This window comes from Armatimonadota bacterium (assembly GCA_037138755.1).
Lineage (GTDB): Bacteria > Armatimonadota > Fimbriimonadia > Fimbriimonadales > Fimbriimonadaceae > Fimbriimonas.
Map to the genome: position 1 here is coordinate 1 of JBAXHT010000006.1, position 26,897 is coordinate 26,897.

General features: G+C 53.9%; 27 protein-coding genes. 5 read left to right on the forward strand and 22 right to left on the reverse strand.

Annotated features, from left to right (window positions below):
• The 9 genes from WCK51_15620 to WCK51_15660 form a co-directional block, all read right to left on the reverse strand.
• On the reverse strand, positions 1-1,958 hold a 1,958-nt coding region (locus WCK51_15620), incomplete at its 3' end, for a helicase-related protein (GenBank protein ID MEI7578316.1).
• A complete protein-coding gene (locus WCK51_15625) occupies positions 1,955-2,155 on the reverse strand; it encodes a type II toxin-antitoxin system prevent-host-death family antitoxin (protein MEI7578317.1) in 201 nt (66 codons plus the stop codon). The genes WCK51_15625 and WCK51_15620, both read right to left, overlap by 4 nt.
• Before the next feature lie 218 nt (positions 2,156-2,373).
• Positions 2,374-3,075: a hypothetical protein gene (locus WCK51_15630; GenBank protein ID MEI7578318.1), complete on the reverse strand. Its 702-nt coding sequence runs from the start codon at positions 3,073-3,075 to the stop codon at positions 2,374-2,376.
• Positions 3,072-5,333 (reverse strand): Mov34/MPN/PAD-1 family protein, encoded by a 2,262-nt coding sequence (locus WCK51_15635; protein ID MEI7578319.1) that lies wholly within the window; start codon positions 5,331-5,333, stop codon positions 3,072-3,074. The genes WCK51_15630 and WCK51_15635 overlap by 4 nt, the downstream gene beginning before the upstream one ends.
• A gap of 2 nt (positions 5,334-5,335) precedes the next feature.
• Positions 5,336-6,466, reverse strand: a complete 1,131-nt coding sequence (locus WCK51_15640; protein ID MEI7578320.1) for a hypothetical protein — start codon at positions 6,464-6,466, stop codon at positions 5,336-5,338.
• 265 nt (positions 6,467-6,731) lie between these two features.
• Positions 6,732-7,241: a hypothetical protein gene (locus WCK51_15645; protein ID MEI7578321.1), complete on the reverse strand. Its 510-nt coding sequence runs from the start codon at positions 7,239-7,241 to the stop codon at positions 6,732-6,734.
• Positions 7,241-8,452, reverse strand: coding sequence for an XRE family transcriptional regulator (locus WCK51_15650; GenBank protein ID MEI7578322.1), 1,212 nt, complete (start codon positions 8,450-8,452; stop codon positions 7,241-7,243). Before WCK51_15650 ends, WCK51_15645 begins: the two co-directional genes overlap by 1 nt.
• Positions 8,453-8,955: 503 nt before the next feature.
• On the reverse strand, positions 8,956-9,876 hold the full coding sequence (locus tag WCK51_15655) for a tyrosine-type recombinase/integrase (GenBank protein MEI7578323.1): 921 nt from the start codon (positions 9,874-9,876) through the stop codon (positions 8,956-8,958).
• Positions 9,877-10,023: 147 nt separating this feature from the next.
• On the reverse strand, positions 10,024-10,371 hold the full coding sequence (locus WCK51_15660; GenBank protein ID MEI7578324.1) for a helix-turn-helix domain-containing protein: 348 nt from the start codon (positions 10,369-10,371) through the stop codon (positions 10,024-10,026).
• Positions 10,372-10,443: 72 nt separating this feature from the next.
• On the opposite strand from WCK51_15660, the gene WCK51_15665 reads away from it, so the two are divergent.
• From WCK51_15665 to WCK51_15675, 3 genes are read left to right on the forward strand one after another with little or no spacing between them, the layout of a single operon-like run.
• Positions 10,444-10,689 (forward strand): hypothetical protein, encoded by a 246-nt coding sequence (locus tag WCK51_15665; GenBank protein MEI7578325.1) that lies wholly within the window; start codon positions 10,444-10,446, stop codon positions 10,687-10,689.
• Positions 10,686-11,612, forward strand: coding sequence for a hypothetical protein (locus WCK51_15670; GenBank protein ID MEI7578326.1), 927 nt, complete (start codon positions 10,686-10,688; stop codon positions 11,610-11,612). Before WCK51_15665 ends, WCK51_15670 begins: the two co-directional genes overlap by 4 nt.
• 20 nt (positions 11,613-11,632) lie before the next feature.
• Positions 11,633-12,250 (forward strand): hypothetical protein, encoded by a 618-nt coding sequence (locus tag WCK51_15675; protein ID MEI7578327.1) that lies wholly within the window; start codon positions 11,633-11,635, stop codon positions 12,248-12,250.
• Between the two features lie 28 nt (positions 12,251-12,278).
• Here the strand turns inward: WCK51_15675 and WCK51_15680 are convergent, their stop codons facing one another.
• The 9 genes from WCK51_15680 to WCK51_15720 form a co-directional block, all read right to left on the reverse strand.
• A complete protein-coding gene (locus WCK51_15680) occupies positions 12,279-12,959 on the reverse strand; it encodes a hypothetical protein (protein ID MEI7578328.1) in 681 nt (226 codons plus the stop codon).
• 3 nt (positions 12,960-12,962) lie between these two features.
• Complete coding sequence (locus tag WCK51_15685; GenBank protein ID MEI7578329.1) at positions 12,963-14,786, reverse strand: type IV secretion system DNA-binding domain-containing protein; 1,824 nt, start codon at positions 14,784-14,786, stop codon at positions 12,963-12,965.
• A 443-nt stretch (positions 14,787-15,229) separates the two neighbouring features.
• Positions 15,230-17,677 carry a MobF family relaxase gene (gene mobF, locus WCK51_15690; GenBank protein MEI7578330.1) on the reverse strand — a complete coding sequence of 816 codons (2,448 nt, stop codon included), beginning with the start codon at positions 17,675-17,677 and terminating at the stop codon, positions 15,230-15,232.
• Positions 17,678-17,686: 9 nt separating this feature from the next.
• Positions 17,687-18,136 (reverse strand): helix-turn-helix domain-containing protein, encoded by a 450-nt coding sequence (locus tag WCK51_15695; GenBank protein ID MEI7578331.1) that lies wholly within the window; start codon positions 18,134-18,136, stop codon positions 17,687-17,689.
• Positions 18,137-18,233: 97 nt separating this feature from the next.
• Positions 18,234-19,109: a ParB/RepB/Spo0J family partition protein gene (locus WCK51_15700; GenBank protein MEI7578332.1), complete on the reverse strand. Its 876-nt coding sequence runs from the start codon at positions 19,107-19,109 to the stop codon at positions 18,234-18,236.
• Entirely contained in the window at positions 19,097-19,873 is a 777-nt protein-coding gene (locus WCK51_15705) for an AAA family ATPase (protein ID MEI7578333.1), read from the reverse strand. The genes WCK51_15700 and WCK51_15705 overlap by 13 nt, the downstream gene beginning before the upstream one ends.
• Positions 19,870-21,735 carry a hypothetical protein gene (locus WCK51_15710; GenBank protein ID MEI7578334.1) on the reverse strand — a complete coding sequence of 622 codons (1,866 nt, stop codon included), beginning with the start codon at positions 21,733-21,735 and terminating at the stop codon, positions 19,870-19,872. Before WCK51_15710 ends, WCK51_15705 begins: the two co-directional genes overlap by 4 nt.
• Before the next feature lie 3 nt (positions 21,736-21,738).
• Complete coding sequence (locus tag WCK51_15715; GenBank protein ID MEI7578335.1) at positions 21,739-21,954, reverse strand: hypothetical protein; 216 nt, start codon at positions 21,952-21,954, stop codon at positions 21,739-21,741.
• A 186-nt stretch (positions 21,955-22,140) separates the two neighbouring features.
• The gene (locus WCK51_15720) at positions 22,141-22,419 is read right to left on the reverse strand and encodes a hypothetical protein (GenBank protein ID MEI7578336.1); all 279 of its coding nucleotides are present in this window, start codon (positions 22,417-22,419) and stop codon (positions 22,141-22,143) included.
• A gap of 290 nt (positions 22,420-22,709) precedes the next feature.
• Here WCK51_15720 and WCK51_15725 point away from each other — a divergent pair, with 290 nt between their 5' ends.
• Positions 22,710-23,204 carry a putative toxin-antitoxin system toxin component, PIN family gene (locus tag WCK51_15725; GenBank protein MEI7578337.1) on the forward strand — a complete coding sequence of 165 codons (495 nt, stop codon included), beginning with the start codon at positions 22,710-22,712 and terminating at the stop codon, positions 23,202-23,204.
• A 30-nt stretch (positions 23,205-23,234) separates the two neighbouring features.
• Here WCK51_15725 and WCK51_15730 read toward each other — a convergent pair whose 3' ends face one another.
• The 3 genes from WCK51_15730 to WCK51_15740 all read right to left on the reverse strand — a co-directional run bounded on the left by WCK51_15730 (position 23,235) and on the right by WCK51_15740 (position 24,996).
• Entirely contained in the window at positions 23,235-23,513 is a 279-nt protein-coding gene (locus tag WCK51_15730; GenBank protein ID MEI7578338.1) for a hypothetical protein, read from the reverse strand.
• Between the two features lie 205 nt (positions 23,514-23,718).
• Positions 23,719-24,519 (reverse strand): ArdC family protein, encoded by an 801-nt coding sequence (locus WCK51_15735; protein ID MEI7578339.1) that lies wholly within the window; start codon positions 24,517-24,519, stop codon positions 23,719-23,721.
• 267 nt (positions 24,520-24,786) lie between these two features.
• Positions 24,787-24,996, reverse strand: coding sequence for a hypothetical protein (locus WCK51_15740; protein MEI7578340.1), 210 nt, complete (start codon positions 24,994-24,996; stop codon positions 24,787-24,789).
• A gap of 502 nt (positions 24,997-25,498) precedes the next feature.
• On the opposite strand from WCK51_15740, the gene radC reads away from it, so the two are divergent.
• Positions 25,499-25,972 (forward strand): DNA repair protein RadC, encoded by a 474-nt coding sequence (gene radC / locus WCK51_15745; GenBank protein ID MEI7578341.1) that lies wholly within the window; start codon positions 25,499-25,501, stop codon positions 25,970-25,972.
• A gap of 1 nt (position 25,973) precedes the next feature.
• On the opposite strand, the gene WCK51_15750 is transcribed toward radC, so the two are convergent.
• Positions 25,974-26,897: AAA+ family ATPase (locus WCK51_15750; GenBank protein MEI7578342.1), on the reverse strand; the 924-nt coding region annotated here is incomplete at its 5' end.

The window sequence follows — 26,897 nt, forward strand, 5'->3', positions numbered from 1 at the left end:
TTCTCCAAGAGCTTTCGATAGACTTCGCCTTCCCGTGTCTCCTCGGCCACGAGATTCCACAAGTGGCACACCTCTGTCTGTCCGATTCGGTGGATGCGTCCGAATCGTTGTTCGAGCCTGTTTGGGTTCCATGGAAGGTCATAGTTGACCATCAGGTGAGCTCGTTGCAGGTTAATTCCTTCACCTGCCGCGTCGGTAGCAATCAGGACCCTGACTTCGGGGTCGTGCTTGAAGGACTCTTGAACCTTCAAGCGCTCGTCACGGCCTATGCCGCCATGAATGACGACGACCGCATCTGGCTTCCCGATGAGAGTCTTGATTCGCTCTTCGAGGTAGGTAAGCGTGTCTCGATGCTCGGTAAAAAGAACTAGCTTCTGACTTGGCGAGCTCGCCGGTGGAGTGTCTCCGTAGAGGGCACGGTTCTCCTTGACAACGTTTTTCAGGGCAGCCGGGGTGAAGATTTCAGAGAGCAGACTTGCCAGCTCCTTCCACTTCTTGTCCTCTCCTGAACGCCTAAGAGCCTGGGCCATGCCTTCGAGCCTCGTGAGGGTTGCGATTTCAGTCTTCAGCTCGGTGATAGAACGTGCCGCGGTGGCCTGGTCGAGCACTTGTTGCTCAGCTTCTTCGACTTCATTCTCGGGAGCGTCTTCCAAGTCCTCGACGTCCTCTTGGGTCAGCATCGGTGTGTGGGCGATGATGGTTCCCGAGACATCGGCTCCTCTTTGCAGGAGTTCAAGTTCCCTCAAACGTCCCTCAAGTCGTTCACGTCGCCGCCTGAGCGACTGATAGATTGCTTCCGGAGATGAGGCGAGCCTGCGCTGTAGGATTGTGAGAGCGAATCCGACCGTGCCTGCCCTTTTATCGTTCTGTAGGGCTTCAACTCGATTGAACTCCTCGCGGACATAGTCAGTGACCTGAGCGTAGAGCTCGGCCTCGGCGTTCGAGAGTTTGTAAGGCACGGTATAGGCCTTGCGCTCAGGAAAGAGCGGTGTAGCGTCGAATTTGAGGAGCTTCTCCTTGACCATCCGGCGCATCAGGTCTGAAGCGTCAACGGCATGGACTCCATCTCGGAACCGTCCTTCAAACCGGTCGCCATCGAGGAGCGCCATGAAAAGCTGGAAGTCGTCTTCCTTGCCGTTATGCGGTGTCGCCGTCATCAGCAGGAAGTGCCGAGTGAGGCTTGAGAGAAGTTGCCCGAGTTGGTAGCGCTTCGTGTATTTGATTTCTCCGCCGAAGTGCGTGGCTGACATTTTGTGGGCTTCGTCACATACGATGAGGTCCCAAAATGCATCCTTGACCTGGAGTTTCTCTTGGATATCCGTGTTCCGACTCAGCTTATCGAGCCTAGCGATGACGAGGTTGTTTTCGAGGAACCAGTTGCCTGTCCTGGCCGCTTCTAGCTTGTCGTTTGTGAGGATGTCGAATGGGAGATGGAACCGTCGATAGAGTTCGTCCTGCCACTGCTCGGCTAGGCTTCCGGGACAAACAATAAGACATCGTTGGAGGTCGCCTCGTGCGATTAGTTCCTTAATGAGCAGGCCAGCCATGATGGTCTTGCCTGCTCCAGGGTCATCAGCCAAAAGGAACCTGAGTGGTTGCCTTGGTAGCATCTCCTCATAAACGGCGGTGATTTGGTGAGGCAGCGGCTCGACAATCGACGTATGAACCGCGAGTACAGGGTCAAATAGGTGGGCGAGCCGAATCCGGTGAGCTTCCGAGACCAGCCGGAACTGTCTGCCATCAGCATCGAAGGCCCATGGCCGTCCCTCTTCAACTATCGAGAGCTCTTGCTCGTTGCTTCGGTAAAGAAGTGTATTGCCAACCTTGCCCTCCGAGTCTTTGTAGGTGAGCTCCAGTGCGCTTGTGCCAAACCATTGGGCGCTGACAACGGTGACGGTTCTCTCTGCGAGAATTCCCCTAACTACTGTGTTAGGTTTGAGTTCTTCTAGGCTGGTCATGCGCTGTTTTCTCTTCCCTCTGCTCTTTCCAATCGGTCGATGAGTTCTTGGTAGCTCTCTGCGTCCTGAATCACGAGGGCAGGCTTTCCTTTCACCGTAAGCACTAACGGCTTATGGCTTTCTGTCACACGTGCGACCATATCCTTGTGGTTTCTCAAGAAATCAGTTAGTGAGAACACCTGGCGCAAATCGAGCATCTTTTCTCCGCGAAACGAATCAAACTTTTCTTTGATACCCGATTCGATACCTAACCCTTTCCAGAACGACGAACAAAAGCTTCCCTCTCTGCCAAGGAAATTGTCAGGGATGGCGTAGCCACTCCGTATCATCCTTGACAAGGTCCTTGGCAGGGCTGGCACAATTTCAGCTCGCTCTGGAGAGGTTTTGGGGGCGAGGCTTGAAGGGGTCAGCAGGTTCATTGAGCCGGATTCTCTGGACGCCCAAACTCCATGGCCCGCTGTATGAGTTGCTCGAAGTTCGGAGGGACTGAAGCATCGCTCGGGGGATAGAATCGGCTCTCGATAGCCCATGCCTTTTCGAGAAATGCTCGAGCTATCGCTTCATATTGCGGGCGAGCATTGTCAGACCATGCGTCCATGACCTCACGGGGTTCGTTTGCGAGCGCCCGCTTGACTGCCGTAGATTGGAGCCAGTCTAGGAAGAGATGAACTGTGTAGGCCAGGACGATGACAAGTGCAACGTTCCACCCGATAGGTATTGATGGGAATAGATGACTCAGAGCAGTTGCTCCACCAGCTCCGACGGCGATGGATAGCCCTTTGCTACCAAGCGATTCTTTCCTTAGCGGCGACAGCTCAGTCCAACCTTTGGCTCTCTCCTTTGCATGTTCCGCGTGGAAGGCCCGAGCTTGGACTTGCCTTTGGAAATCGTCTCGAACCGCACTGAAGCCTCTCACTGCCCAAGCGACTTCAGCGAGCATATGATTGAAGTAGTTTCGGGCAGTCACATCGTCGGCGAATTGGGCGGGTATCTCGTCGTAAACAAGCTTAACGATTCGAGCCCCAAACGTGCGATGGCTCTCGTTACTTGAGCGGTGACTAGGAAGGGCGAGGACGTAGCTCAGCCATTGCTCCAGACTCAATGGAGCCGCCGTCATGCTGCGTCACTCCACTTGAGACATAGGTGAATAGGTGCCCCTTCCTCGCTCGTCTGACTGCACAGCATCCAGCAGGTTTGCTTCCCCTCTCCAGCAATGAGCATCACTCCGGGAAGCGACGTGGGCCTGGTTTGCTCTGCGAGCCAAGCGCCAGCTTTGATATCCTCTAAGCTAGGCTTACAAGCACAATTATCCGGGTGTGAGTGCCACTCACCGATATACGCGAGTCCTTCCCTAGTGACCCTCCGGATTCGGTCGTATTCATCGAATAGACCCTGATTACCACGAATGTAGACGGTGGGCTGTCGCTCGCTATCTGGTGGGGCTGGAATCTGGTGTGAGACATAGAGGGTTCTTCGCTGAGCGTCAACATGCGCCAGAAGGACTCCGCCTGTCTCATTTGGCAAGGAACCTTCTCGCTGTCCGCTTACCTCCTCCAAAAGCAATGTGTCCGTAAAGACCGTCCACGTTCCCAGCTCTCCGACCTCGACGATGCCCCCAAGAGGGATATCGGTCTGGTCGAATCCAAAGCCATCGTCTCTTGCCCGAAGTACTGTTGCCCGTGCCTCGGATTGGGCGAGCCATGAACGCAAGAGCCTCTCCGCTTGGGCGGCGTGAATTGCCATCAAACTCTGGGGCAACAAGCTCGTGATGTCCCGGCAACTCCCTACAGTCTGCCCGCTCTGAAGGTGACCTTGGAGCGAATCGACCGATGAGGCCGCTCGATAGTATTGAGCCTCGATGGCATCAAGGCGAGTGCTTCGGGCCTCATCTTCACCCATGAAGACCAAATCTCGACCTGACGGGGAAACGAAAACTGAGCATCGCCGGGCGTTGGAGTTCACATCCCTCGCAAGATGCCTTGCAACCGCGACGCTTGCAGAGAGGTCTACGATAACGCCTGCCGACTCCATCGCCGACTGAACTGCGGCCGCTTGCTGACCCGGTGTCAAAACATTCGCAACGATTCCTTCGACGGATGGGGCATCCAGAAGGCTGTTGGCTTCACTCGCGACGGCGGTCGCTTTGGGGCAACCCAGCCAATCTCCAGGAAGTGAGTGGCGTGCGAGATTGTGGGGCATCAAATTGTCATCGTCGATTAGCTTCCAAGTCGTCATGCCACCGCGGACCGCATTCATCACTACCTGGGAGCCTAGGGCACCGGCTCCTACTGCTACAAGGGGAGTCAGTAAAGCCTCATTCCCACTGTATAGGCTCGCGAGTTCTGGAGTCAGTTCGAATCTGACGTTCAAGTAAGAGACGGTGGTCTCCTTCCCCGTTCTCGATATGTCCAAATTGATTCCACCCGTGAAGCCGATATCGCGGAAAATCCCTCGAATCCCTGACTGAGAGGCGTTGGCCGAGATGCAGAAGAACGCAATGAGTTCAGGCTCTGGCTCCGATTCTGGACTTCGCTTCCTCATGAGCAGGATGAGGAGCACCAGAAAACCGAACTTGTCAAGCTCTGTCTCTCTGGCGAGAAGCTGTTCTTGCAGGTCGCTGACTACATTGATGCCAACGGACTTGAGCTGAGTGTCCAACTCTTCCAATGTCCTCGGTGCATCGTTAACGACGCAATGCTCGTGAGGCTGGCTTACGAACGGGACAACTAACGCTGGCTTTGCTTGTCCGGTATGGCGACGCCCTGGTCGCCGCTGAATAAACACAGGGCCAGTAGGCGTATCGATAATGTCGAGGTCAAGAGCCTTCGTGGTTGCGGGAAATCCCTCAAGCAGCTGTCTACTGATGATGAGAGGTGATGACTTTGCCAGAAACGCAGGTTCGAGCGGCTGGTCTGGCCTATGCAACTGACCAATCGCGGTGTCATTGAACCAGTTCTGAAGCCGGAACAAAAGCTCGTTCGCAGTAAGCCGCAATCGCACGTCGGGCCACGGCTCGGCGAACAAGCAAAGACTTGGAGCTTCTCCAACCGGAACGCCACCGTTCAAGTGCAAAACTCTATCTCGGGGGAAATCCGTGCGAAGCGCCCTGACTTCCGGATACCAGTCGTCGGCCTTCGAGAATAAAACGGCGACAAGCTCTAGGCGCTCAATTGCGATGACAGGACGTTGTGGAACAGTTGGCCTAAGCTCAACAACTATCACCTCACGACCAGAGTCCAGGCGGCGGCATTCGACTACTTGAGCATTGGGTGTTACCCCGCTTTCGATGAGCAGGGCGAAATCAACCGCCCTCTGAATGGTCAGACCGTCGAGAGAGACCAACTCTCCCTCGACGGCACGAAACTCAGCGGCCATGGTTATCCCACCCGATGCGCGGCCTGACTTGTGGCCGTCGCACCAACGGTGACTACCGCGGCCCGTTTCAAAGCTGCGCCCAAGCTCGTGATTTCGATAACCAACGGCTCCGGTGCAGACTTCTTCGGGTGCTCCATTGTGAGGATGAATTCGCCGCCAATTTTGCTCGCCGTGTCCTTGTACGTTGCTGCTGCCTGACGATGCGGGGGCTGCGAGTCGGAATCATCCGTGGGAATCCATTTGCTACTTGAAACGAGAAGCCCTCCGCTTCGGCCCTGGTCAAGAAGCCACTGCACATTCTCGGTTGGCTTCGTTTTGTCTTTGCCCTTCTCCGGCCCGAGGGAGAGATAGCTGCAATGGTGCACCACATCGTAGATGTCCCATTCAAGGCGGCTCTCGTTCTTCTTGAGCTTGGTGACTCGCACGATTTCGTCAAGCTGGTCATGCGGCACATCCGCAGTGATGAGGAACTTGGTCTGCTGGCCAGAGACATTGAAGACAGCCTGCATGACAATGGCGTCCATGTTGCGAACGTGAAGAACACCATCTTCGGTTCGCGAAGCAAAGGGCGAGTGGACGAAGAACTCAGCATTGTCGGCTTCAAGGCTGAACGTCGGAACAACCTTTCCAGCATCGATGACGATGCCTCGCTTCTTGTAGTCTTCCAAGTCGAGACCATTTTTCTCGAACCAGTCCTTCAGGGTGCCGGGTGCTGAGAAGACACGAATCCCCTTCCCTTTCAGTTCTTTGAGACGGTAGCGAGCTTCCTTCCGGATGGTCAGCGAATCACCATCAAGATTCGATTCGACGACGGCGAAGGCCGGAACCCACATTTCTTCCATCTTGATTCGGCCATCGCCTTGCCGGCTGCTGGCGTGTTCGAAGTGGAAAAAGTCGCCAGAACCACGAACATGGTCATCGTCGAGGTGAGTGAAGGCGACGACGTCATAGTAGTCGCGCTTTGCGGCCTTCAAGTCTTCCTTCAGAAGGGTGGGCAGGTCGCAACGAAGGTCGAACTTGTTGTTCCGGTCGCGAACGTCAGCGTAGTCAACGAGGACTTTGCGAGCGTTCGAATTGATGTCGATGCGGAGCGTTTCCGCGTTGTCGAGGGGGTAGTAAGTTACTTTATGCATCGGAGAGATACCTTGCTTTTTGCCGACTGGAAAGTCAGCACGATTTCTCCTCCGCAGGTTTCAGTCACTCGATTTGTCGCCCGAGCCGCATGCGGTTCAGCGTAGAATAGAGATGTCCAGTGCCCGCGAGGGATTATCTGGTCGAGGCTCCGGGGGCAAACCGGGGCAGAATGACAAACAAACGGGGGTCTCGTAAGAGGCCCTCTTTCTTCTTTAGAGTATGCAACGCGCATAACCCCGCCGAAAAAACTTTGATGGGTTTGGCTCATTTGGACTTGTCCTCCAAGAGCGCAGTGAACGATTCAAATCGAAGTCGAAACTTGTGGCTCTGCTCCCAGGCTACTTTCAGGGCTTCAGCTTCGTGCAGTTGAATTCTGCTGTCCTTGATTGCCGCAATCACGATATCGGTTGTTGTCAGAACGGGCAAATGGCCGGCGGTTGGGGCGGCTCGCTTCACCGCTCGGCGGTCGTCAATTGCAATCGCACACTTCAATTCAAGTGCGGCGGCAAAGGAAAGAGCTTCTCCTGCGCCAAGACCGACTTCAGTAAATGAGGCGACCGTCGCGGTGATTTGCGGACCATCGAGCACCACCCTTGTGATAGCGCCTTCCTTAATGAGCCGGTCGAGGAGCACCCGTTCAGTCTTGATTTCATGAATGACGGCGTCAACGACATGCACTGAAAATCCGAGCTCCAGCATCAAGTCCATGCGCTCCACAACTAGGAAGTTGAGGAGCGTGGACGAGTCTGCTATTAGGAGCGGCGGAGATTCCATCAGTCGTCAAAATGCTCCTGGACCTGAGCCCATTCCTGCGCAACATCAAGCCTGGCCAATGCACAGAACTCTCGGAATCGGCCACCTGAAATAACCTCTCTCCGGTAAGCCTCACGAACTAGCCATCGCAGGTAGCTCGCGAGAAGCGGCTGTTCAGCATCCTTTCTGTCCATCCATCGACGTGCTTCCTCCTTCTGGCCAAGAAGCTCTTGGAGTCTGTCTCGATTAACCTTGCCCAGGTCGCTGAGGCGATATGCCGCCGCCTCATAGCTCACCTGAAACCAGTCTGCGAGATAGGCAACGTCATGAAAGGCAATGTCTTGACTCCCTGGCGCGTTGCGTTTTTCGGCAGATTCTGCCCCTTCTGATGCTGAGTCGTAGAACCACATAAGCTCCCTACTTGGAGCTCCCTTGTCCAACCTCGCCAGCAATTCGTAGACACCTTTCTTGGGCATCAGGAATTCACTCGCGAAACTGTTTGCGCGCCGTTCGATGAGTTCTTTTGAGTTCTTTGCGCTGCTCACCGAAGTCGGCCGGTTGCGTCGGTCGGTGAGGACGTGAGCATATTCGTGAGCATAAGAAAAGCGTCGGCGACTTCTGTTATGGCTCTCATTGACGAAGACGGCCGCTCCAATGTCTGAGTGGAAAAGGCAGATTCCGGAAACATGGTCGGGCATTGGGGATGCCACTGACCAGACTCCCTGCTGACCAACGACTTCCGCGACATCTTGAATCGGGCCCCACCCTAGTCCAAGACGCTGCCTTTCCTGCTGCGCGAGTTCTTGGCCTTGCTCGTAAGCCTCCGCATTGTTTCTTGGTTCGCGCATCGCATAGTCAGGAGGAAGAACTCGCGGGTCATCACCTAGCATCTGCTCGATGATTCGAGCCTCCCTGAAGACGTTTGAAAACCAAGTGAGCTGAGAGCGGAGTTCAGGTGACTCTCCAAGGGTGTCCTGCATTCTAAAGAGCGCAGTGAGAGGCTCCTCGGATTCCGCATCTTCGCTTTCGTGAAGGAGCGACGATAATGACCGGCCGTACATCCGCGCGAGCCGCACAATTTCGAGCGAGTTGACGTTCCTATCTCCAGATTCAATCTGAGCAAGGGACTCGCGTGCAAGCCCGAGTTCGTCCGCCACTTCCTGCTGAGTGAGCGCGACGCTCTTTCGAGCTTCCTGGAGCCGCTTGCCGAGTGCTTCTTGAGTGAGTGCCATAGATATCCTTACAATTCCGCTTAATCTTGCCTTTATTATAGGCTCGTTCCAACGCCTACGTCAATTATTGACGTATTTGTAAGGTATTCCGTTCCCGAATTCTTTCGTTACCCCACCTGGAAAGCGCTCAGTAGGTCTTTGGACCTACTGAGCGAACAAATCACCACCGATTCTCGTATAATAAATAGTTATCCCAGTTTATGGGGTGGTGCGGTTCAGTCCAGCTCCAAGAGCTTCTCGTCACCTTCGCTGCGATTCTTATCGTGGCAGTGTTGAAAGTAAAAGGAGAAAAATCATATATGGAAAATGAACGCACGGGGCAAACCCCACAAAGTGAAATCGTCAAAACTACAAAACCTCGAAGCTCATCAAAGTGGAAGAGCTTCATTGACAAATCAAAATGTCTTCTCGCGGAGACATTAATGCACTTTGGAGCTGTAGCAGCCGCCTCACCCTTTGGTTCTCGCTGATTTTCGGGAACCACCCAATTTCCTCTGCCGCAATTAGAACCGAATGCGCTCAATGTCATCGAGCGTCGCCCGATGATTTCGCCGGTCGTAGAGTTTGGTTGTCCTACTGTCAGCGTGACCGGCAATCCATTGAGCCATCTCGAGGTTCCCACCATTCTCCAAGTAGGTTGTGATTCCCGTCGCCCTAAAGCTATGACAAGAGAATCGACCGCGAAGCTCCGCGTCTCGGACCCTGCGCTGAATCATTTGGTAGGCATCCGTCCGGCTGATAGGCTTGTCCGAGAGCTTCCCAGTTCGACCAATGGCGCTTCGGAAGAGAAGGCTGTTCGGTTGATTTCCAATCTCGGCCGCTTTAATGTAAGCGTCCAGATACTCCTCAAGTGTGTGGTGGCACGGAATCTCCCTCTCCTTTCCTCCTTTCTCATTGAGCCGGATTACCGTGCGCCTTCCGACCGCCATGACATCTTTTACTCGAAGGGAGACGACGGCTTCGACGCGGGCGAAAGTGAAGGCCATGACTCCAATGAGAGCTCGGTCTCGAAGGCCAACAATTGAATCGGTGTCAAAGCTCGCGAAGAGCTGGTGCATTTCTTCAGGAGTGAACGCTGGCGTCTTCCCTTCCGAGCGCGAGAATCGCGGGGTCTTCACCTCTCGCACTGGGTTCCGGTCGAGCACTCCCTTCTCGACGAACCATGAGAAGAGCATCCGGAGAGCTGAGAAGTGGCGCTTGATGCTTGGGCTGGAAAGCTCGCGCGACACCTCTTCTCGGTAGGCGGCAAGATGGATGCTCGTGATTTGCTCCAGGCGAAAACTCCGCTCGTCGCACCACTGGGCAAACCTGGCCACGTCGCGCATGTAGGCCGAGCGAGTGTTGGCGTTCGGAATTGTGACGGCGAAAAATTCGAGGAAAGCCCTCTGTGCCTCTGTGGGCGCGTTTGCGAAAAGGGCGGGCATTAGATGCCCCCTCGAAACTGGGCCGCTCGCCCTTACTGGCAGTAGAAGTTTGTCTCCGTCCATGCTTCGTCTCTACTGTCGAGTGTGGCACAGAAGAAGCCTCACATAAAAGGGGTTATGTGTGGCTATCTGAACAATTGGGGAGAGTTAGCCCTTTCGCATCGTGCGGACGAAAATTTCAAGCTCCTGTCGAGGGACGCGAGTGAGTCGGCCGACCTTCACAGAAGCAATCGTTCCAGCGGCAATTAGCCCGTAGACCTTTGACCGGCTCATGTTCAGCCGGTCGGCGACCTGTTTGATTGATAGTAGCAATGGGTCATCAACGCGCGTCACGACAGGTGAGCCGGCAATGCGCTTTGCGAAGATGATGTTGGGCAGCGTCGAGACGAGAAACCAGCCTTGAGCACCCATTTGATTGAGTTGGTCTTCGCTCAGGGCTGAAGAGTTAAAAGGAAGGGACTTGTATTGGTAGACGTCAACTGAATGCTGTTGCATGAAGCAGGCATACTCATTCCGTTTCGAGATAGTCAACGCCCGGATTCGTGGCTGGGACTGTAAAATGAAAGCATGAATGACCTAAGAGCGCGACTCTTAGAACATGTCCCGTCGCCCGAAGGTACTCAGGCAGATGTAGTTCTCATTGAGCCGAACGGTGATGAGCACCGTGTTCGTTGCCTCTGCAAACTAGACGGAACAACCGACCTTGGAGGGGATGGAGAGATGATTTCATTCCTGAACAGGAAATATGGGGCTCAAACAGTATGGGCGCTTGCCCGCCAAGCCACCCTTGGTTCTGGGGAGCTGACGCCGTGAACCTGTTCCTCAAGGATGCAGAGAAAGGGCTTGTGCTCTGCAAGCACGTTCCGTTCCTGCGAGAGGAAGACTTGGAGCTACTCGTCTTCGAGAACAGCGACATCCTAGGTGATGTCTTCCCGCTATGGCGTCAAATTCGCGGCGGTGCAAAGCCCGGAATCCCCGACATCATCGGAATTGACCGCGAAGGAGTCGTCTGTATAGTCGAGATTAAGAACGTCGCGGTTGATGAAGGCATTCTCCCTCAAGTTCTCGCCTATGCTATCTGGGCAGAGGACAATCCGGATTCTATCGCCAAGATGTGGCTTGAAAAGAAGGACCGGCCAGAAGGCTTGAGCCCGAACTTCGACAATTACGCCGTCCGAATCGTTGTGGTTGCCCCAACCATCTTGCCCGGGACAGTGCATCACATGAGGAAGGTGACTTTCCCTGTTGATTTGTTGGAGGTGAATCGGTATCAACTCGATTCACAGATGGTCGTGGCAGTTCATCGCCTTGAAGCTCCAACCGCCCCGAAGAGTAGACCCACGACAGCAGCGGGTAGCTATGACCGAGCTTGGTACGAGACGGCAGGCTACGACGCCAAGGCCACCGGCGATTATTTTCGCATGGTTGAAGAGGCTTCGGCTGTCGTGGAGCGCTCTGGCTGGCCGGTCGATGTGAAGCTGAACAAGGAGTATGCGTCGTTCAAGGTTGGCGGGTCGATTGCCTTTGGCATTATGTGGGCGAACAAGAAAGACCATGCCTTGTTCTTCAAGCTGGGTCAGGTGGACTGCGAAGCTCTCGCGCCTGAGAACGCTGGGAAGTACCGCTACGATGTTGGCTGGAAGCAGGGCCTGTTCCGACTAGAACATGAGAAAGCAGGTGTTCAAGATTACGAGCCTCTCATGGAAGCGAGCGTTAAGCGCTTCGTTGGCGCATAACGATTAGTAGGAGACAGGCGATGCAGGACAAGAGCTTGGACGTGCTATCTCTGAATTGCAATGGCGTAGCGCTAGACTTTACAAAAGCGGACCTGGAGTTCTCCGACCCAGGGCTGGGAGTCCCTGTTTGGGCCAAGAAGAACAACAAGTCCGTACGGGAGACTTTGGCGCATCCGAAATATGCGAAGCTAAGTGCCCTGTGCGAAACATATCGGGCCGAGCTTGATAAACCCCTGGGAGAGTTTCTCCTTGGTTTGATGGAGTGCGGTGACGAGTTCTATAGACGTTTCTTGAATAGTGACGGGGAGGCGGAATTCACAGTCTTCTCTTTGGCTGACTCAACCCTTGCAAAGGTTCGGGGTCTTTACCTCTATGAAGTCAAAGGAGAGGTTGTTTACATTGGGCGATGCCTAGATAGCTTTGCTAAACGAATCAACCAAGGGTATGGCAAGATTCACCCCAAGAATTGCTACATCGATGGGCAACGAACAAATTGTCGTTTGAATGCTTTGGTTTCGGCCAACCAAGGTGATGTGGCCCTCTATGTGTGTCCGATGAGCAGCGAACAAGACATCATACGATTAGAGACAGCATTGTTGAAGATATACCGTCCCGGATGGAACAAGCAATTCGCTTAGACATCGGAAGAAGCGCGTCACGTCCAGCTTATCGGCCCCTTTCCATCTCCTGTGGCCTGAACGTCTCCCGAGACAAGTCGATGTCCTGAGCGTTCTCAGCTTGCTTTTGCTCTGGCCCCTGCTCGTTGAGAGGCTGAACAGTCTCTTTTTCAGGAACAGGCTTATCTTGCTCCGGCTCATGCTTGTTGAGAGGCTGACCAGACTTCATATCAAGAACCGGATTATTTTGTGAGTCGTACTCGCGGCCCTGAAATGCGTCACCCAGTTTAAGGTCATGCTCGGGAGTCAGCTCCGTAAAGTCACTTTCCACGTCCCAGACCTTGACGTCTGGAAAAGCTTTCTTAGCGTCTCTCAATTCGCTTACGTTGAGGTCGTCGTTATTGCGAAGACGGGTGAACTGGGGGTTCTCGACAAACTTCTCGCGTTCGCTTATTTCGAGAGCCTGAAGATTCCCTTTGCTGTCCCTCACATACCAATCCGCATGCGATGGATTAATTTTCATCTCCGAAGACAACTTGGATATCGCGGTGTTACGCGCCTCATCGTTGTCGAGGCTCTGTCCCTTGTTCTTCTCATGGTCTTCAAGGATGAGTTGCGGCCGATTCTCTTCCGAACGGTCTTTGGCTCCTTGCACCCATATTGAGGTGGAATAGGGCTCGAAGGTCATCTTGAAATCGTAAAACGCGGTGTCGTGTACCCAGTCTGGCATGGTCTAGTTTCTCCTCCGAATTCCGTTGTCAGGATTAGAGCCGGGCAAGAATCGTTCAGGCTTGTACCTGCGGCTTACGGTCATTACGTCGGCAATCGGCTTAGAAGCCACCGTCTTCGGTTCAGCAGGGGGCTCTGAAACACTCGTAGCCTCTTTGGGCTTTTTAGGTTTTGGGAGGTAGGGCTTCGACTCTTTCTCAGTCCAGGGTTGGAGATATTGGTCATCACTTCCTCTTGGTTTGACGCGAGGCTCTCGGTTTGATTCGGCAGCCAACATCCTCTCGAATCCTAGTAGTTGGAATCTTGCTGCCCCAAGGTGGTGCGCAATGTATCCGTTTACACCTATAGCTGGCGAAGTTATCGGCAAGGAGAGAAACTGTGAGGCAAGAACTGCGTCGCGCGTAGCAATTTCAGCCGATTTACTGATAGAGAGATTCTGCCCAGTGCTCTGTGACGTCGCTGTACTCTCTGAGTCCGACCAGTTTTCCGAATGAGTTACGCTGCTTGAATACGAAGACTGACCGCCTGACTTGCCACGAGTTGTCCCTTTGTTGTAGCCCTTTGAATACGAAGTACCCTTCGTGTCCGTCGAACCCTCGGTATTGGATTCTCCTACCGATGCACTGTCCTTCAGCTCGATAGTCTCAGACTTACCGAATACCTCCTCGGACCACTTTGCCGTCTTCGTGCTATCGACCCTCAAAATCACTTTCGTAGCGCATAGTCCCAGGATGGACTCGGCGGGCTTTTCTCCAAAAGATTCTTGAAAGCCTTCAATATCTTGAAGGCCAAGAACCACGCACGCTCCAAATGACCGCCCTCTGTTCATCAGAGCTCCCAGCGAGTCCAAGTTCCCAGCGTCTTTGATTTCATCTAGGAAGAACCATGTCCGCCCAGTCTTTGTCGACGGGCCTGAAAGAAGCAGCTCGACCAGTCTTTTGAAGATGACTCGGTTCAGAATGTCGAGACTTGACCTATAGGCCTCGTCATGCCCGAGTACAAGAATCGACTCGGATTCCAGCCAGTCTTTGAGGCTGAGCTTTCTCTCAGCCTTCTCCCAGAGAGCTGCAACCACGTCGAATGAACCCACCTTGGAGGCGAGTGTCGCCATGACACTGCGCGACTCCCGGTCATTGGCTAGATAAGTTTCGACCAGATGCTGCGTAACAGGGGTAGAGGATAGTACACCTGCAAGTAGCTTGTCTGATTTGAGCGTGACGAGGATGTCTCGAAAAGTCCAGTCCCCCGGCCTTGTAAGGATGAAGGCGACCATCACTCCTTCCAGCAATTGACGGGAAGCGTCCGCGAAAAATGGCTGCGATGCGTTCTTCTCTTCGGGAATAAAGATGGAGGCGATTTGCTTGGCTGTTGCGGGCTCAGTAATGTCCTTAGACATGTCCCATGCAACTGCTCTTTCGTCAAAAGGATTGAAGATGTGGATTGGAGCCGTTACCCCCATTCCATATAGCTGGGGAATGGCCTCTAGTTTTGCGTCAAAAATTAGGGCTCTATGCTTGTCCCAAGTCTTCGGGCCATCGTATATCGGCACCTCTGTCTCAAAAGTTTCCTCATCTACCTTGGCTGTGGGCTCCACCTCGTTACCCTTCACTTTGCCCCGGAAAAGCGCGTATTCTTGTGGAAACACGGCCCTGATGACGAGAACATACAGTAGGGGTGAGAGGAACCAGGACGCAATCAAAAGCAATGGATTTGATATCGCTGAAGCAGGGAGAGAGTATTTGACTTTGTCAAATTCCATCAGCTTCTGTATTACAAATATGCCATACGCAGACCACAAGACAAGGAACACATAACCCGATGCGTTCATCTGTTTTGCGGCAACGGTAGGTCGCAGCGGCTCATTTTCCTCAAAAGCAGGGCTCTGGTTTAGTGGGATATTTTTAGGAGGTTTCGTTGGCTCCGTCGTCAGGGCGGCGAGAGCCTGTTCCTCCGAAACGCCAGCTTTCCAGGATTGCCCAATCTTCCCAAGCACCGATTGCATTAGAAGTCTCATGAGCACGGTCTTTCCAGAGCCTGGAGCACCTACGAAGGCGATGTGCTTAGTTGCATCCTCCCCAGAGACTTCAAATGGTCCAATCTGGAGCAGTGGTTCCCACCACCTAGTGGCATCAGACAGCCGAGCTGATAGTTCGTCTTGTTGGACGAGGAATCGACCTCTGAGTTCTTGCAGAGTCATAACTGGAGACGCAGGAGTCTGGTTGTGCCTGGCTACTTGCGCTTCTTGCTCCATATCAGAATTATGAACGCTCGTTAGCTCCCTCGGGTGATTTCGTTTTGTCTTTGCTCTGCAAGCCTGATGACCGTCGAGGCCATTTCTTTCTGTCTCGACCGTGCCATTTCCCGAGCGATTTTTTCCATTTCGTCTCCTGATTCCATCCGCGTCATGTAGAACCGAGTGAAGAATTCTGCCCGTGAACCCTGCACATAGGAGAGTTCCCTATCTTGCATGGGACCACCGGCGAGAACATAGGTTGCATTCGTCGTGGCTCCCTGCCCTCCGTGAGTCGTACTGGCATAGCCGAGTTCGACATGATGCATGGCGTCGATGTCGAAAGTGATTCGCTCGCCCGTATCGAGTCTCACACTCGCGCCGTTTCTATCCTGGTCGTAGTCGACAAGAGTGCCGCGCTCACCATTTACGACTTGCAGCGTGGCGTATTTGCGCTTGAAAATGAGTCGGTCTCCCACGCGAAAAGTCTCACCCGCAATCTTCACCTCAACATCACCAAGTTCTCCATTTTCCAGACGCTTGGCCTGGGCAAGGTGATTGAGTTTGTGCTTGTCGGCTCGAGTTCCGGCGAGGAGCAAAGTCTTGGAAATTGGCTGCTTATCCTCTGCCCAGTCGTTGATAAGGGCACTCATGGCCTCATCTCTTGTCTCGGTAACGCGCACTAGCCCCTGCTTAACAAACTCTTCAAGAGCCTCCTTCGACTTCCCTGCCCTAAGGTTCATGACTGTATTCACTGCCCATTCATCTTTTTGCCTATAGATGTGAACGAGTTCAGCCTGGCCATATCTTGCCCCAAGTTCCATGAAGGGGGCACCAGGGCCAATCGGTTGGAGTTGCTTGGCGTCACCAATTAGGACGAGTTTCGCTCCGCTTGTTTGGCACATTCGGGCAAGCCATTCTAGTTCGGGAGTCGCAACCATTCCCGCTTCGTCAACGACGAGAATCGTTTTCGACGTCAGTTTAAGAGTCCCGTTTTGAGCACGGCGAATCAGACTCGCTATCGTATTGGTGTCCATCTCCGCGTCTTTCCCCAATTGCCTCGCAGCTTTCCCCGCAAGTGCCGTTCCATCAACGATGAACCCGGCCGCCTCCCAAGCCTCCTTAGCGGCTTTGAGCATGGTTGTCTTTCCGGTGCCTGCGATGCCCGACACTATCGCGAGTGCGCCTGTCGAGTGAGCGATGTGCCAAACAGCCTGCGATTGCTCAAGCGATAACCCTTCGTTCCTTCCTAAGACTCGCACCATCACGTCCTGGGTGACCACATGCTCTTCATTCGAAAAGAGCGCATCGGCTGCCGATAGGAGCCTTTGTTCTAGCTCCAGCATGCCTTTCGTCGTGAACCTCTCTTCTCCACGGTGTCTTCCGAGCCGGACAATCTCTTCACTGGATTGCAAAAAGTAATGGGTGCCTTCGAGCAGTTCATCAACATAGAGCCCGGAAACTTGTCCCATCTCAGCAGCGGCGCGAACAAAATCTCGTTCAGTGAAGTGGGCTTGGCTGAAGGTCAAGTCTTTCACGGATTCTGCGAGAACCTCTTTCAATGCCGTTTCAGGACTTCGCTTTAGCCTTACGGACCTCAGCAGACCAGCGGCCTCTGATTCCGACCACGAAAACTTGTCTCCTGTTTCCCTCCACTCCTCTCCAAGTAACACGCGAGAAATGAGTTCCTTTGCTGCGCGTGTTTCTATTGCGGCAACGGCGGAGGCCTCAGCGCTCGACAGCCCCTTCTCTTTGAGAAGCGACTCGATTTCCGCTCGACGCTTGCTGAACTCCGCTATAAGCTCATCGGAAACGCCGGACACTTCAAACCAGTTCTTAACCGCGTGAACCGGAACCCCAAGTTGGTGAGAAAGAATTGTGGCGAGTTCTAATCGATAGATGGCTCCAGCGGCCATCTTCGATAGAAATACATCAAGGGAACTGACGGTGCCCGTCGACCCATCTGCCCTAACGCAGACATTCATGAGCAATGCGTGGGTGTGGAGTTGGGGGTCGAGCGCCCGAGACGTCGAGTGCTCAAAGAGAGCGACCACCATTTCGCCCCGCTCCAACTGTGAGCCACTCTTGCCCCGTCTCGTTTCTATGGCGTTGTCCTGGAGATAATCGAGTGCCTTCTTTACCGCCTGGTCGTGAGCGTTTTGGATGAGAACCCGGTCATCGAGGCCAAGTTGAGACCAGAGCACGGAAACAGATTTCGGCACGGAAAATGTCAAATCCCATCCCGGCCTGTGGTTCAGTTCTCCGTCCTTTCTCTGCAACTGAACGAGAAGAGTTGAGCCGTCACCGCTCCGGCCATCGAAAAGATTGTAGAGTTGTCGCCCCTCAACGGTGCCAGTCAATCCGAGTAGTTCGGCTCCCTTTCCGTACCACTTTCCCGGTGGCTCGCCGCCTGCCACATAGTAGTCCTCTCTGGCAAGGCTTAGGTAGTAGCTCGCCTGGCCGCCGGACATAACACTTACGCTGAGCACTTATCCTCCCTATCCGAGGCTCTTGACAATTTCATCAGCCTCCTCCTCTGTTGCTCCCATTTTGGTGACGAGAATGAGAAAAAACATGTGGGCGAGCGAGCCCTTCAGAGCCTGAATTTCGTTGGTTGTATCGAGCCCCCTAATGACGAGACGCCGCGCATATTCTCCGGAGCTAAGCCCTGATTTCGCACCCTCTTCTTCGAGCTTCTTGATGTAAAAAGGGTCGAGTCGAAACCCAATAGCGTCCTTCTTTTTCTCGGTGTTCAGACGTCTGAACACTTCCGCTGGACGCACGTTATCGAGCTCGGTTTTGAGCGACTCAACGTCGGACTGTTCGAATACGACAACGGGCCGCGTCTTCTTCAGCGCCCGGCCTGCTTTGAGCCTGCCGGATGCGACAAGTCTCTCGAGCGTCCGGATGCTGACGCCAAGAAACTCAGCTGCCTGCTCCTTATTCATGAAAGATTAGACGCGCCCAACTCCGGAAAGATTCGCCAGCTTCGCCATGGCGTTCATCCAAAGGTGAGTCAGGTGTGATGGGGCTTAGCGTCTCGTCTTATTCTGCTGTTGGAGCGGCTGATTCTGCTGATTCTGGGGCTGATAGCGCGCTCGCCTTCAGGGCGAGCTTAGCCTCTCGGAGTGCTTGCGAGAGAGCGTCTACGACGTCTTGTGGCGAGACGGAGTCCTGCTCGAACACGAGTGTGAGAGTGGCGTTTTTTGTCTTGAGTGGAATCTTAGTCTTGGGCTTTGGAGACTCGCTGTCGGCATTAGCTTTCTTCGCTCTGGCAGTCTTGACGGTGACTTTTTCGCCGCTAATAGCGGCTTGCCAGAGAGCCCTTGCGCCCTCCTCAGAATCCTGCTTTGCAATCTCTAAAAGCACTGACCGAGAGAGCTGTTCAGACGTCTGAACACTTTGCAAAAGGTCTTCTGGAAGACTCAGAATCCGGAGCATCTGATTTACCCCCGCCGCCGATTTTCCAATCCTTTCTGCGAGCTGCCTTTGCGACAACTGAAACTCGTCCATCAGGCGGCGATAGGCAAACGCCTCCTCCAGGGGGCTGAGCTCCTGGCGATGGATGTTTTCGATAATCTGGACTTCGAGCCGCCTATGCTCATCGACCGTCCGGATGATGGCTGGCACAGTTGCCATCCCCAACGCCTTCGCGGCGGAGAAGCGCCTCTCGCCCGCGATGATACGGAAAGTCTCTGAACCAAATGGAGACACTACGATGGGCTGGATAATTCCGTGCTCGGCAATCGAAGCTTTCAGCTCCTCGATGTCTCCGATGTTCTTTCGAGGCTGGTCAGGGTCCGGTTCGATGACTTCGATGGGCACCCGCGCGAATCGCTCGTTCCCCTCTTTCAAAAGGGCATCCGCTTGCGATTCATTTCCAGTAGCGGCTTCGGCGAGTCTTTGTTTTAGGCGGGCCATATTTCAAGTATCTCCTTTACGAGTGCCCGGTAGTCTTGAGCGCCCCGGCTGTACGTCTTTTGAAGAATCACCGGAATGGGGTCTTCATCCTCCGTCTCAATTTGGCTTCTTGGAATCGCTTCCGTGTGCCGAATCCGGCTCTTCAAAATCCGGTCGGAGAAACCTTCAAGGTATTTGGTCGCGTGGAACTGCCGGTCTTCACCATGGCCGGTCATCTTCGTAAGCACAATCCGCCAATCGTAGTCTCCACCGTTCTTGGTGACTTTCAGAGTTGACATGAGGTCACTCAGTCCGCAAAGGGCATAACCCGTGAGCTCCGTTGGAATCAAAAGCTTGTCGGCGGCATAGATGGCGTTCACCGGAAGCAGGTCGAGCGTCGGCTGGGCATCGATGATGATGTAATCGAACTGCGGCACGGTTGCAAGTGCCTTGGATAGCCTGGTTTCTCGGAACACGGCCGCATTGAGCTGAACCGCCGTATGAGCAAGCCGGATATCGGCGGGCACGAGTTTGAGATTCGGCTCCTCAGTATCGAGGATGACCGACTCAAGCGTAACGTCTGGGCCAAGAAGAACCTGAGCAATGGAGTTTGATTCGCCTGGGTCAAAATCGACTCCTAAGCCATAAGTAGCATTGCCTTGCGGGTCAAGGTCTACCAGGAGCACTTTGTGGCCGTGGCGAGCCATTCCTGCCGCTAGATTGACGGCTGTGGTGGTCTTCCCGACTCCCCCTTTATGATTGATGACTGCAATGGTTTGGCTCATGCGCTTACTCCTTCCGTGGAAAATGGCTTGTCATTCATTGTGGCGTCCCAATCCCAAAAAGACGGCAAGCATTCGGGACATGTCTCGGCAAGATATTCGAGAATGAAATCGGCACGGCCCTCGGGGTCGTTCAGAGTCTCCATCGAGCGCCGGTACATGACTTCGGACATTTGCTTTCGCCTTGCGAGCTTCTTCTGCATCCAAGCCTCACACGTTTCCCAGTCGGGGCCACCCTTGGATTCCAGACTCCGTGCAACTGAGCGGAGGTAGTCGCGGTGAACAATTCCAAACTCCTTCTCGTGCTGGGTGCGCCGCTCGGACTCTAGACGCTTATACTGGGCCTCGATTTTGGCCGGGAGGTAGACGATGAACTCATTTCCGAAATTACGAACCGCAAGGGCAAGGGTGCGAACGGGGAACTTCGGATTCTCATTCTTCTGGACATAACGAGCGAACTCTCGTCCAAGTTCGCCGGGATTCAATTTGGCTTGGCCGTTAAACCGGGACAGTAGGGAAGTGGCTGCCTCTTCGTCGGTGATGGAAGAGACTGGCAGCGGCTCGCCTTCATTTCCGCCAAGGCCAGCGTAGAAGTAGGACACGAAAACCTGTGCCGCTGAGCGTTCTGCCTTTGGTGCTTCGGTTACGGGAATGTCGAGCTCGATGGCGCGAATGAGAAAGCCTGTCTTGCTGGTTTTGACCTTTCGGAAGGGAAGAGCTTCGAGTTGTCTCTCGATTCGTTCAACAGGGAAGTGCTCAACGATTTCATTGGCCTTCACCGGGTCAATACCCTCTGCCATCAATCTTCCCATCAAAAGCGCAAGCGATTTTCCTCCCGCAACAACGGCGTCTGTTTGTTGTTGTTTAGAAGGGTTGTTTAATCTTGTTGTTTCTATATCGCTTCGATTTTTGAACGCTTCCGGCTTCGATTTTTGAACCGTTGCCGCTTCGGAAATTGGACCGTTTGCCGCTTCGATTTTTGAACTGTCTACCCGCTTCGATTTTTGAACCGTCTCCAAATCTCCGCTTCGATTTTTGAACTGTCTACCCGCTTCGATTTTTGAACCGTTCCTCTTCTCAGACTCAAAATCGGGGTTTTCATCCCAACAAACAGCGAAAGTGGTCGCCTTACTGGCCACACCTGCTGACGGGTCGAAAATTCCTTCGGAGACCTTACGAATATAGTTGCCTTCGATAGCGGATTTGAGTGCGCTGCTCACCGTCGATGAAGAGGCAATTCCCGTTCTTCTCATGATTTCCGAGAACGACATTTCGACTTGCTGGCGACGGAACCCGTAGCGGGTTTGGAAGCCAATTGTATGCCGGATGATGACTCCCACCACGCGGACAATAGCGAGGGGTTCATTGGGGACGGTGTAGTCAAAGAAGTCGTTCGGAATGTGGGTGAGATTGCCGTTACCGGCAAAGAACCCGTCGAACTCCAGCGGGGAAGTGATATAGTGCTCGCTCTCGTCCCAGCGCAGGCTGTAGAGAGCTGAGTATCCCTCTTCACCAGCCTTATGAGGTTGACCAAAACGCAAGCAGTCGATGTACCGCTTCTGAATCGCTTCGTCGATGGCTTCGCGGATGGCACCGCGAGAAACGCCTGCTTCTTCGATGAATTCTCGGTAACTGACGTGAGTATTGGGGTTCTGCGGGTTGCCTTGTTCATCCGACCATCCAAGGGTCTTGCGGATGAGATAGGCGACCAGTCTGAGGCATCCTCGCGAGGCGTTAGGGAGCACCACGTCGAAAAATTGATTCGGCGTGTACGTGGTTGAACTCGTCGGGAGCTTAAAGCCTGGGAAGGCCATCTGCTTCGCCTGAAGTTCGGACGTATTGGTGTCTCGTTGCCTCGGGTTCAAACGTTATTCCGTGACTTGGTTTGCAGGTTTAGATGCGAACGACTTGATGTCGATTCCAAATTTCTGAGCGTGCTCTTTAACCATTCGGTTGATGAGCCAGCTGCGCGAGCGGTCTTCCTGCTCGCCAAGGTGTTCAAGATATTCGAGCACGCCAGATTCAAAAGTGACTCCTGCGGGCTTAACGGTTCGTCCAGTAGATTTAGCGCGGCCTCTTGGCATCGTTCCTCCGTAGCTGGTTGCATCCTCATGGCCTTAGTTGAGGCCAGATGTTCAAAGATGTCAACCCTAAAAGTTCAAGACGCTGGTGACCCCGTAAAAGCCTCTGGAACCTTCAGGGGTGTTGAAGAGAAGTGTTCAGACGTCTGAACGGGTAGCTGGAGAGAGCCAAGTCTAGTCAGGCCTCAGCTAGTGAAGGGTGATTTTGCACTCACCACTACCATCCTCTTTGAGCACAAGTGTTCCGCCTGCCTTCTCGCAGGCAGCAGTGATTCGGGCGATTGCTTCCTTTCGAGTTTCCCTGTGTTGCGCTGGCTCGGACTCTTTCGTATTCGAGGGCGTGGATTCCACTGCCTTGTCACTGACGGTGGCTGAGTCGCATCCCAGAACGACCGACACGAAGAGACAGAGCAGGGCAATCCGGATACTCTGCCTGTATTCGTGAAATCGGTCGGAGCGGTGAGTCATTTCTTTTACGCTGCTTCTAACGTATACCTAGAATCCGTTTCCTGAATCTTATCATTCACGGTCTTCATCGAACCGTGAATGACACGAAGACGAAGAACCCACACACCTATTCCTTCCCCTTTGCTAGGCCAAGGCTTTCCCCCACAACAAGCTCCGAAAGCAGTTGTTCAGGTTGTTCGGGAAATCCACGCGGCCAATTACGATATTGAACCGCGAGAAATCGAAGAGGCCATCCTAGAAGCGATTGCGAGAGCCCGCCGTGAGCGCGGGAAAGGAGATGAGCCGTGAAAATGTCTGTCTTCGACTGCAACGTCTTCGTCCAAGCTGTCGCCTTTCCAGGTGCGGCGTACCACTGCTTCGCCCATGTCCTTCATGGTCCTGACCGGCTCTTGACTTCAAAATATGTCCTTGATGAAGCCCGCTATGTTCTTTCAATGCCTTGGCTTCAAGCCAAGCTTCCTGGTATCACCCCGAAGCGTGTCGAGGCCCTGTTCCATCACCTTCACAGAACGGCTATCTACGTCGAGCGCGTTCCAAAGGTCTTTGACTTTCCACCAGACCCGGACGATGCACCGTATCTTGACCTTGCCATTCACACAGGCGCGTTTGCTCTGGTCACGAGAGACAAGGAGATTCTTCGCTTGCGCGAACCTGGTTATGACCTTGCCCGTCGGCTGAGAGAGCGCCATCCACTCTTGAATATCACCATTCCTGAAGGCTTTCTTGACCTTGTCGAGGTCAAGCCGACGCTTAAAGAGATGCTTGAGAAGCGACAAAGGCGATAGGAATGGCGGGGCCGGAGCCCCGCGCGAGGCTCAATACTCGCTAGGAAGCAGGACGGTCGTAGACGAACGGTCAGCTTCAGTGATGACCCAAAACCGGACGCTGTGCCGGTCGTGGTACACGGACATGATGCGTGCTCCCGACTCAAGAGCTTCCTGATTCGCGGCTTTGTCCTCGGGACTGCATTCTCCCCAATCTCCTCTGGCGTGCCGCATCAGCGAACGGATGATGTCCTCCGGATGCAGATTGTCTCTGGCTCCTATCGTGATGAACGTTTGTCCAAGCGTGAATAGGTTTGTTTGTGTTTTCATAGTCACCTCCTCAAAAGGGTTTTGTGTTTCTTCGCCGCCTCAAGAGAAACCAAAACCCGGTCTTCAAGGGAGGTGAAGCGTTGTGCGGCCAAAACTGGGGCGCGAAAATGCGCGGGGCGTGACAGCTTCGCTGGCGCGTTCCGGGCTAGCGCCTTGGTTGCCAACGCGGAATGAAAACTAAACGGTGCCTCACGCGAAAACGGACTCATAGGAGCCCTTCGAGGATGACTCCGGAGGCCTTACGGACGGCTTCGAGAGATTGGGTGAGTTGCTGCGCGTCGCCGTGATAGAGCTTGATGTAGTCGGTGCTCGCTCTGGCCGTGTCGAGACCAACGGCTTGGGCTACAACGTATGCCACTGCCTCGGCTTCGAGCTCTCTGCTTTCCTTGGTAGAGCCTGCGCGTCCGGACCCGTGGTGAAGTATTTCGTGGGCAAGCTCATGAACTAGCGTGGTGAATTCTTGGGCTGGGTCGAGGCCATCTTGTAGGACGACCTTGCCTCCTTTTGAGACACCCAAAGCACCTCCAAGATGCTCGGCGTATTCGAGCTCGATTGATAGTTGGCGGGTAAGGCTCTTGAGCCTGTCCGCATACTCTCCAGGTTCGCCAGTCGCCTTAGCGAATTCAGGAAGAGGTTCGCCGTCGGTTTGGCTAACATCAAAGACATAAACGACTCGAAACCGGAGAGCTTTGGTTTCATCCTCACTCTGGCTTGGGGAAGGAGCATCTGGACTCTCGGTTTTGATGAGCATAGGGGCAAGGATGGCGATGCCTTTCTCACCTGACTTGACGAATCTGCCAAGGGATTTCCACGTGTGGAATCCAGCAACATGGGTTGAATCAGGCTTCTGGGCCATGATGAGAAGCACGTTGCCGAAGCTGTAACGGTGAAAGCGGGCCATTGCGCTGAGGAACGATTCCAGCTGGTCGCTTCGGCCTTCTTCGAGTGCTGTTCCTAAGCTTTTGATTTGCTCCTCGATGAGCGACTTGGCGTCTTCTGTCTTCATGGCGGTTCTCCGGCAAAGTGGGTTGTTGCCCTCTCTTCCGGCGTTCCGGCCGCTTTGGTTCAGGGAAAATGGTTTTCGCCTTCTGCTTGGGCTTCTGGTTCTTGGCCTGGTTTGGTTCATGGTTGTCTCCTTTATTGTTTGAGTTCGCGGGATTGCGGTTTCTTCACTTCCTGCTGAGAAACCGCAAGGCCACGAACGGACGGTTTGTCATGGCCGTCTCCTAAGTGCCAAAAACCTGACCCTCGCGGGCCAGGTCCGGCTGAAGTCTCATTTCTTGAGGGTCTTCTTTGCGCTGGGTTCAACGAGGATGAACTCGTAGGAGCCGTTCGTGGGAGTCGGAAGGAGTTCCAACTTCACGCTGTATCCAGGTCGGTTCTTTAAGGGGAAGGCGACGCCAACCTTTTTCCAGTGAGTCTTGTCCTCGCCTGTTTTGATTCCAACAATCGCTTCGAGTCGTGTTGCTTTTTCGTTTGCCATAGGTTTCTCCATTTGTAAAAGGCTCGGGGCTTGATTGCCCGCGAGCACCCTTTGTGAGGGCCCAGGGTGCCGAGAGAACGCAAGGGGGCGGGGCATCACCCTGACTGCACAAGCCGCAGGCGCGGAAGTGGGGGTACCCCTTGCGTGTCGTGAGGCCACGGGCCAAAAGTGGTGCTTACAATTGCGGACATTCAAGCCTTACGGACTACAGATGGAGACTTGGCAAGAGATAGATAGGCAACAAAGTGGAAGTCGATGGAGCGAAACAGGCGGTCGTGACTCACGGAGGGGGTGGTATCGCCTATCGAACAAGTGACCTGAGAGTAAGTGTGAAGTTGGGAATTTGACTCCCTGGCGCTCCGGCTTCGTCCTCAGTTTGAACTGCAAAGTAGACCCAAAGCGAGAAGTGTTCAGACGTCTGAACGCGCGGGTCAGGCTTATGTCACGCTCCTCCTCGTCGTCCCCATATCGCCTTCAAACACTTTTTGATTTGGAGGTGACCATGACTGAAATTTCTGGCCCAAGAGAAGCTTTTGAAAACGCTCTAATGCCCCCAGTGTTCCGCGTGCAGCTCGTGCGCGAAAATGGCGGGGAAAGGCTTTCCTTAGACGGCCCAAACGATGCGGCCCGGATACTGTGCAGCTATCTGGAGCATGAGGATAGGGAGCACTTCGTGGCAATGATGCTCGATGTGAAGAATCGAATCATCGGGATTCACACGGTCAGCATCGGAACCCTCAACGCGGCTATTATCGCGCCCAGAGAGGTCTTCAAGGCCGCCATTCTGTCCAATGCTGCCTCTGTCATCCTCGGGCACAACCATCCTTCCGGAGACGTGACGCCATCACCAGAGGATATTCACGTGACGATGAACCTAAAATCCGCTGGCTTTCTTCTTGGCATCGAAGTGCTCGACCACGTCATCGTCGGTGAGCAAGGTTCGTTTCACTCACTGAAACGCAGTGGCCACCTCTGACCTAGTCAGACTCGAAGCCCTGCGAATCAAACTTGAGGTCTCGACTGTTCTGCGTGACAACCCGGATGACGTCGTCAGGAACTCCTTCTGGGACCTCAGCTTCGATTTCAAGAATGACCTTTACCTTGGCTCCAACGATGCCGGAAAGATGGCTGATTACCTCGTCAGCGATTCGACCAGCGTCGCGCCCGACTCGAGTGGCATCGAGCGAAACGGCTCCATGAAATCTCTTCAGACTAGGTTTGGCTGGTTTGTCCTCGCCTCCTCCAGCAAAGAGTCCGGTAGAGGGGTCACTGCTTCTGCCAGTTGCAGCACCAGACGTGGTCGCCCCACTGGTTGCAGCGGGTGCCTCTTCCTGGAGTTGGCGGAGTGCGACTTCAGGCTTAACCAAGAGCCCGTCGGGGATGTCCATCCCAAGATTGACCACACTTCCGCAAACAAGGCCCCGATACCGACCGGATTCTTCATCGAATGAGTCGGCGTACGCGAAGGAGTCATGGCTCCATGTGAGGAGTTTAATGCCTTCATGGACAGCATTAAGAAGGAGTCCAGGTGCCTTCAGACGCGGGAGGTAGAGATACTTCGCGAAGTAGTCCACCAGCTCGGATATAGCAACGTGGCTCTTAGAATTGCCATCCCAAAGCGGAACCCTATCCAGCTCCATCTTGAGTCTTGAGGGCGAGAGCGAAGCGTAGAGGAGGTCTTTGTCGCGAAGCTTCTTTGAGGCCCTCTGAGCTAGCGTGCCATCACCTTTGAGTTGGTGAAGCTCCCAGATAATCGGGGCCGCTGGATTCTTCTCCTCTTGGACAGGCACGAGTAGCCATTGAAAGACTTCGGGGAGCCTGGCGGTGACGGAGCTGTCCGCATTGGCCTTTTGGGTTTCTGCTTGCTTGACTTGGTGGGGAGACAAATCGAGTATCTCTCG

Bases quoted from the DNA above. Each gene is read 5' to 3' on its own strand.
- WCK51_15625 (MEI7578317.1), bottom strand. From the start codon at position 2,155: ATGCTCGATTTGCGCCAGGTGTTCTCACTAACTGATTTCTTGAGAAAC.
- WCK51_15630 (MEI7578318.1), bottom strand. From the start codon at position 3,075: ATGACGGCGGCTCCATTGAGTCTGGAGCAATGGCTGAGCTACGTCCTC.
- WCK51_15635 (MEI7578319.1), bottom strand. From the start codon at position 5,333: ATGGCCGCTGAGTTTCGTGCCGTCGAGGGAGAGTTGGTCTCTCTCGAC.
- WCK51_15640 (MEI7578320.1), bottom strand. From the start codon at position 6,466: ATGCATAAAGTAACTTACTACCCCCTCGACAACGCGGAAACGCTCCGC.
- WCK51_15645 (MEI7578321.1), bottom strand. From the start codon at position 7,241: ATGGAATCTCCGCCGCTCCTAATAGCAGACTCGTCCACGCTCCTCAAC.
- WCK51_15650 (MEI7578322.1), bottom strand. From the start codon at position 8,452: ATGGCACTCACTCAAGAAGCACTCGGCAAGCGGCTCCAGGAAGCTCGA.
- WCK51_15655 (MEI7578323.1), bottom strand. From the start codon at position 9,876: ATGCCCGCCCTTTTCGCAAACGCGCCCACAGAGGCACAGAGGGCTTTC.
- WCK51_15660 (MEI7578324.1), bottom strand. From the start codon at position 10,371: ATGCAACAGCATTCAGTTGACGTCTACCAATACAAGTCCCTTCCTTTT.
- WCK51_15665 (MEI7578325.1), top strand. From the start codon at position 10,444: ATGAATGACCTAAGAGCGCGACTCTTAGAACATGTCCCGTCGCCCGAA.
- WCK51_15675 (MEI7578327.1), top strand. From the start codon at position 11,633: ATGCAGGACAAGAGCTTGGACGTGCTATCTCTGAATTGCAATGGCGTA.
- WCK51_15680 (MEI7578328.1), bottom strand. From the start codon at position 12,959: ATGCCAGACTGGGTACACGACACCGCGTTTTACGATTTCAAGATGACC.
- WCK51_15685 (MEI7578329.1), bottom strand. From the start codon at position 14,786: ATGAACGCATCGGGTTATGTGTTCCTTGTCTTGTGGTCTGCGTATGGC.
- WCK51_15695 (MEI7578331.1), bottom strand. From the start codon at position 18,136: ATGAATAAGGAGCAGGCAGCTGAGTTTCTTGGCGTCAGCATCCGGACG.
- WCK51_15700 (MEI7578332.1), bottom strand. From the start codon at position 19,109: ATGGCCCGCCTAAAACAAAGACTCGCCGAAGCCGCTACTGGAAATGAA.
- WCK51_15705 (MEI7578333.1), bottom strand. From the start codon at position 19,873: ATGAGCCAAACCATTGCAGTCATCAATCATAAAGGGGGAGTCGGGAAG.
- WCK51_15715 (MEI7578335.1), bottom strand. From the start codon at position 21,954: ATGCCAAGAGGCCGCGCTAAATCTACTGGACGAACCGTTAAGCCCGCA.
- WCK51_15720 (MEI7578336.1), bottom strand. From the start codon at position 22,419: ATGACTCACCGCTCCGACCGATTTCACGAATACAGGCAGAGTATCCGG.
- WCK51_15725 (MEI7578337.1), top strand. From the start codon at position 22,710: ATGTCTGTCTTCGACTGCAACGTCTTCGTCCAAGCTGTCGCCTTTCCA.
- WCK51_15730 (MEI7578338.1), bottom strand. From the start codon at position 23,513: ATGAAAACACAAACAAACCTATTCACGCTTGGACAAACGTTCATCACG.
- WCK51_15735 (MEI7578339.1), bottom strand. From the start codon at position 24,519: ATGAAGACAGAAGACGCCAAGTCGCTCATCGAGGAGCAAATCAAAAGC.
- WCK51_15740 (MEI7578340.1), bottom strand. From the start codon at position 24,996: ATGGCAAACGAAAAAGCAACACGACTCGAAGCGATTGTTGGAATCAAA.
- radC (MEI7578341.1), top strand. From the start codon at position 25,499: ATGACTGAAATTTCTGGCCCAAGAGAAGCTTTTGAAAACGCTCTAATG.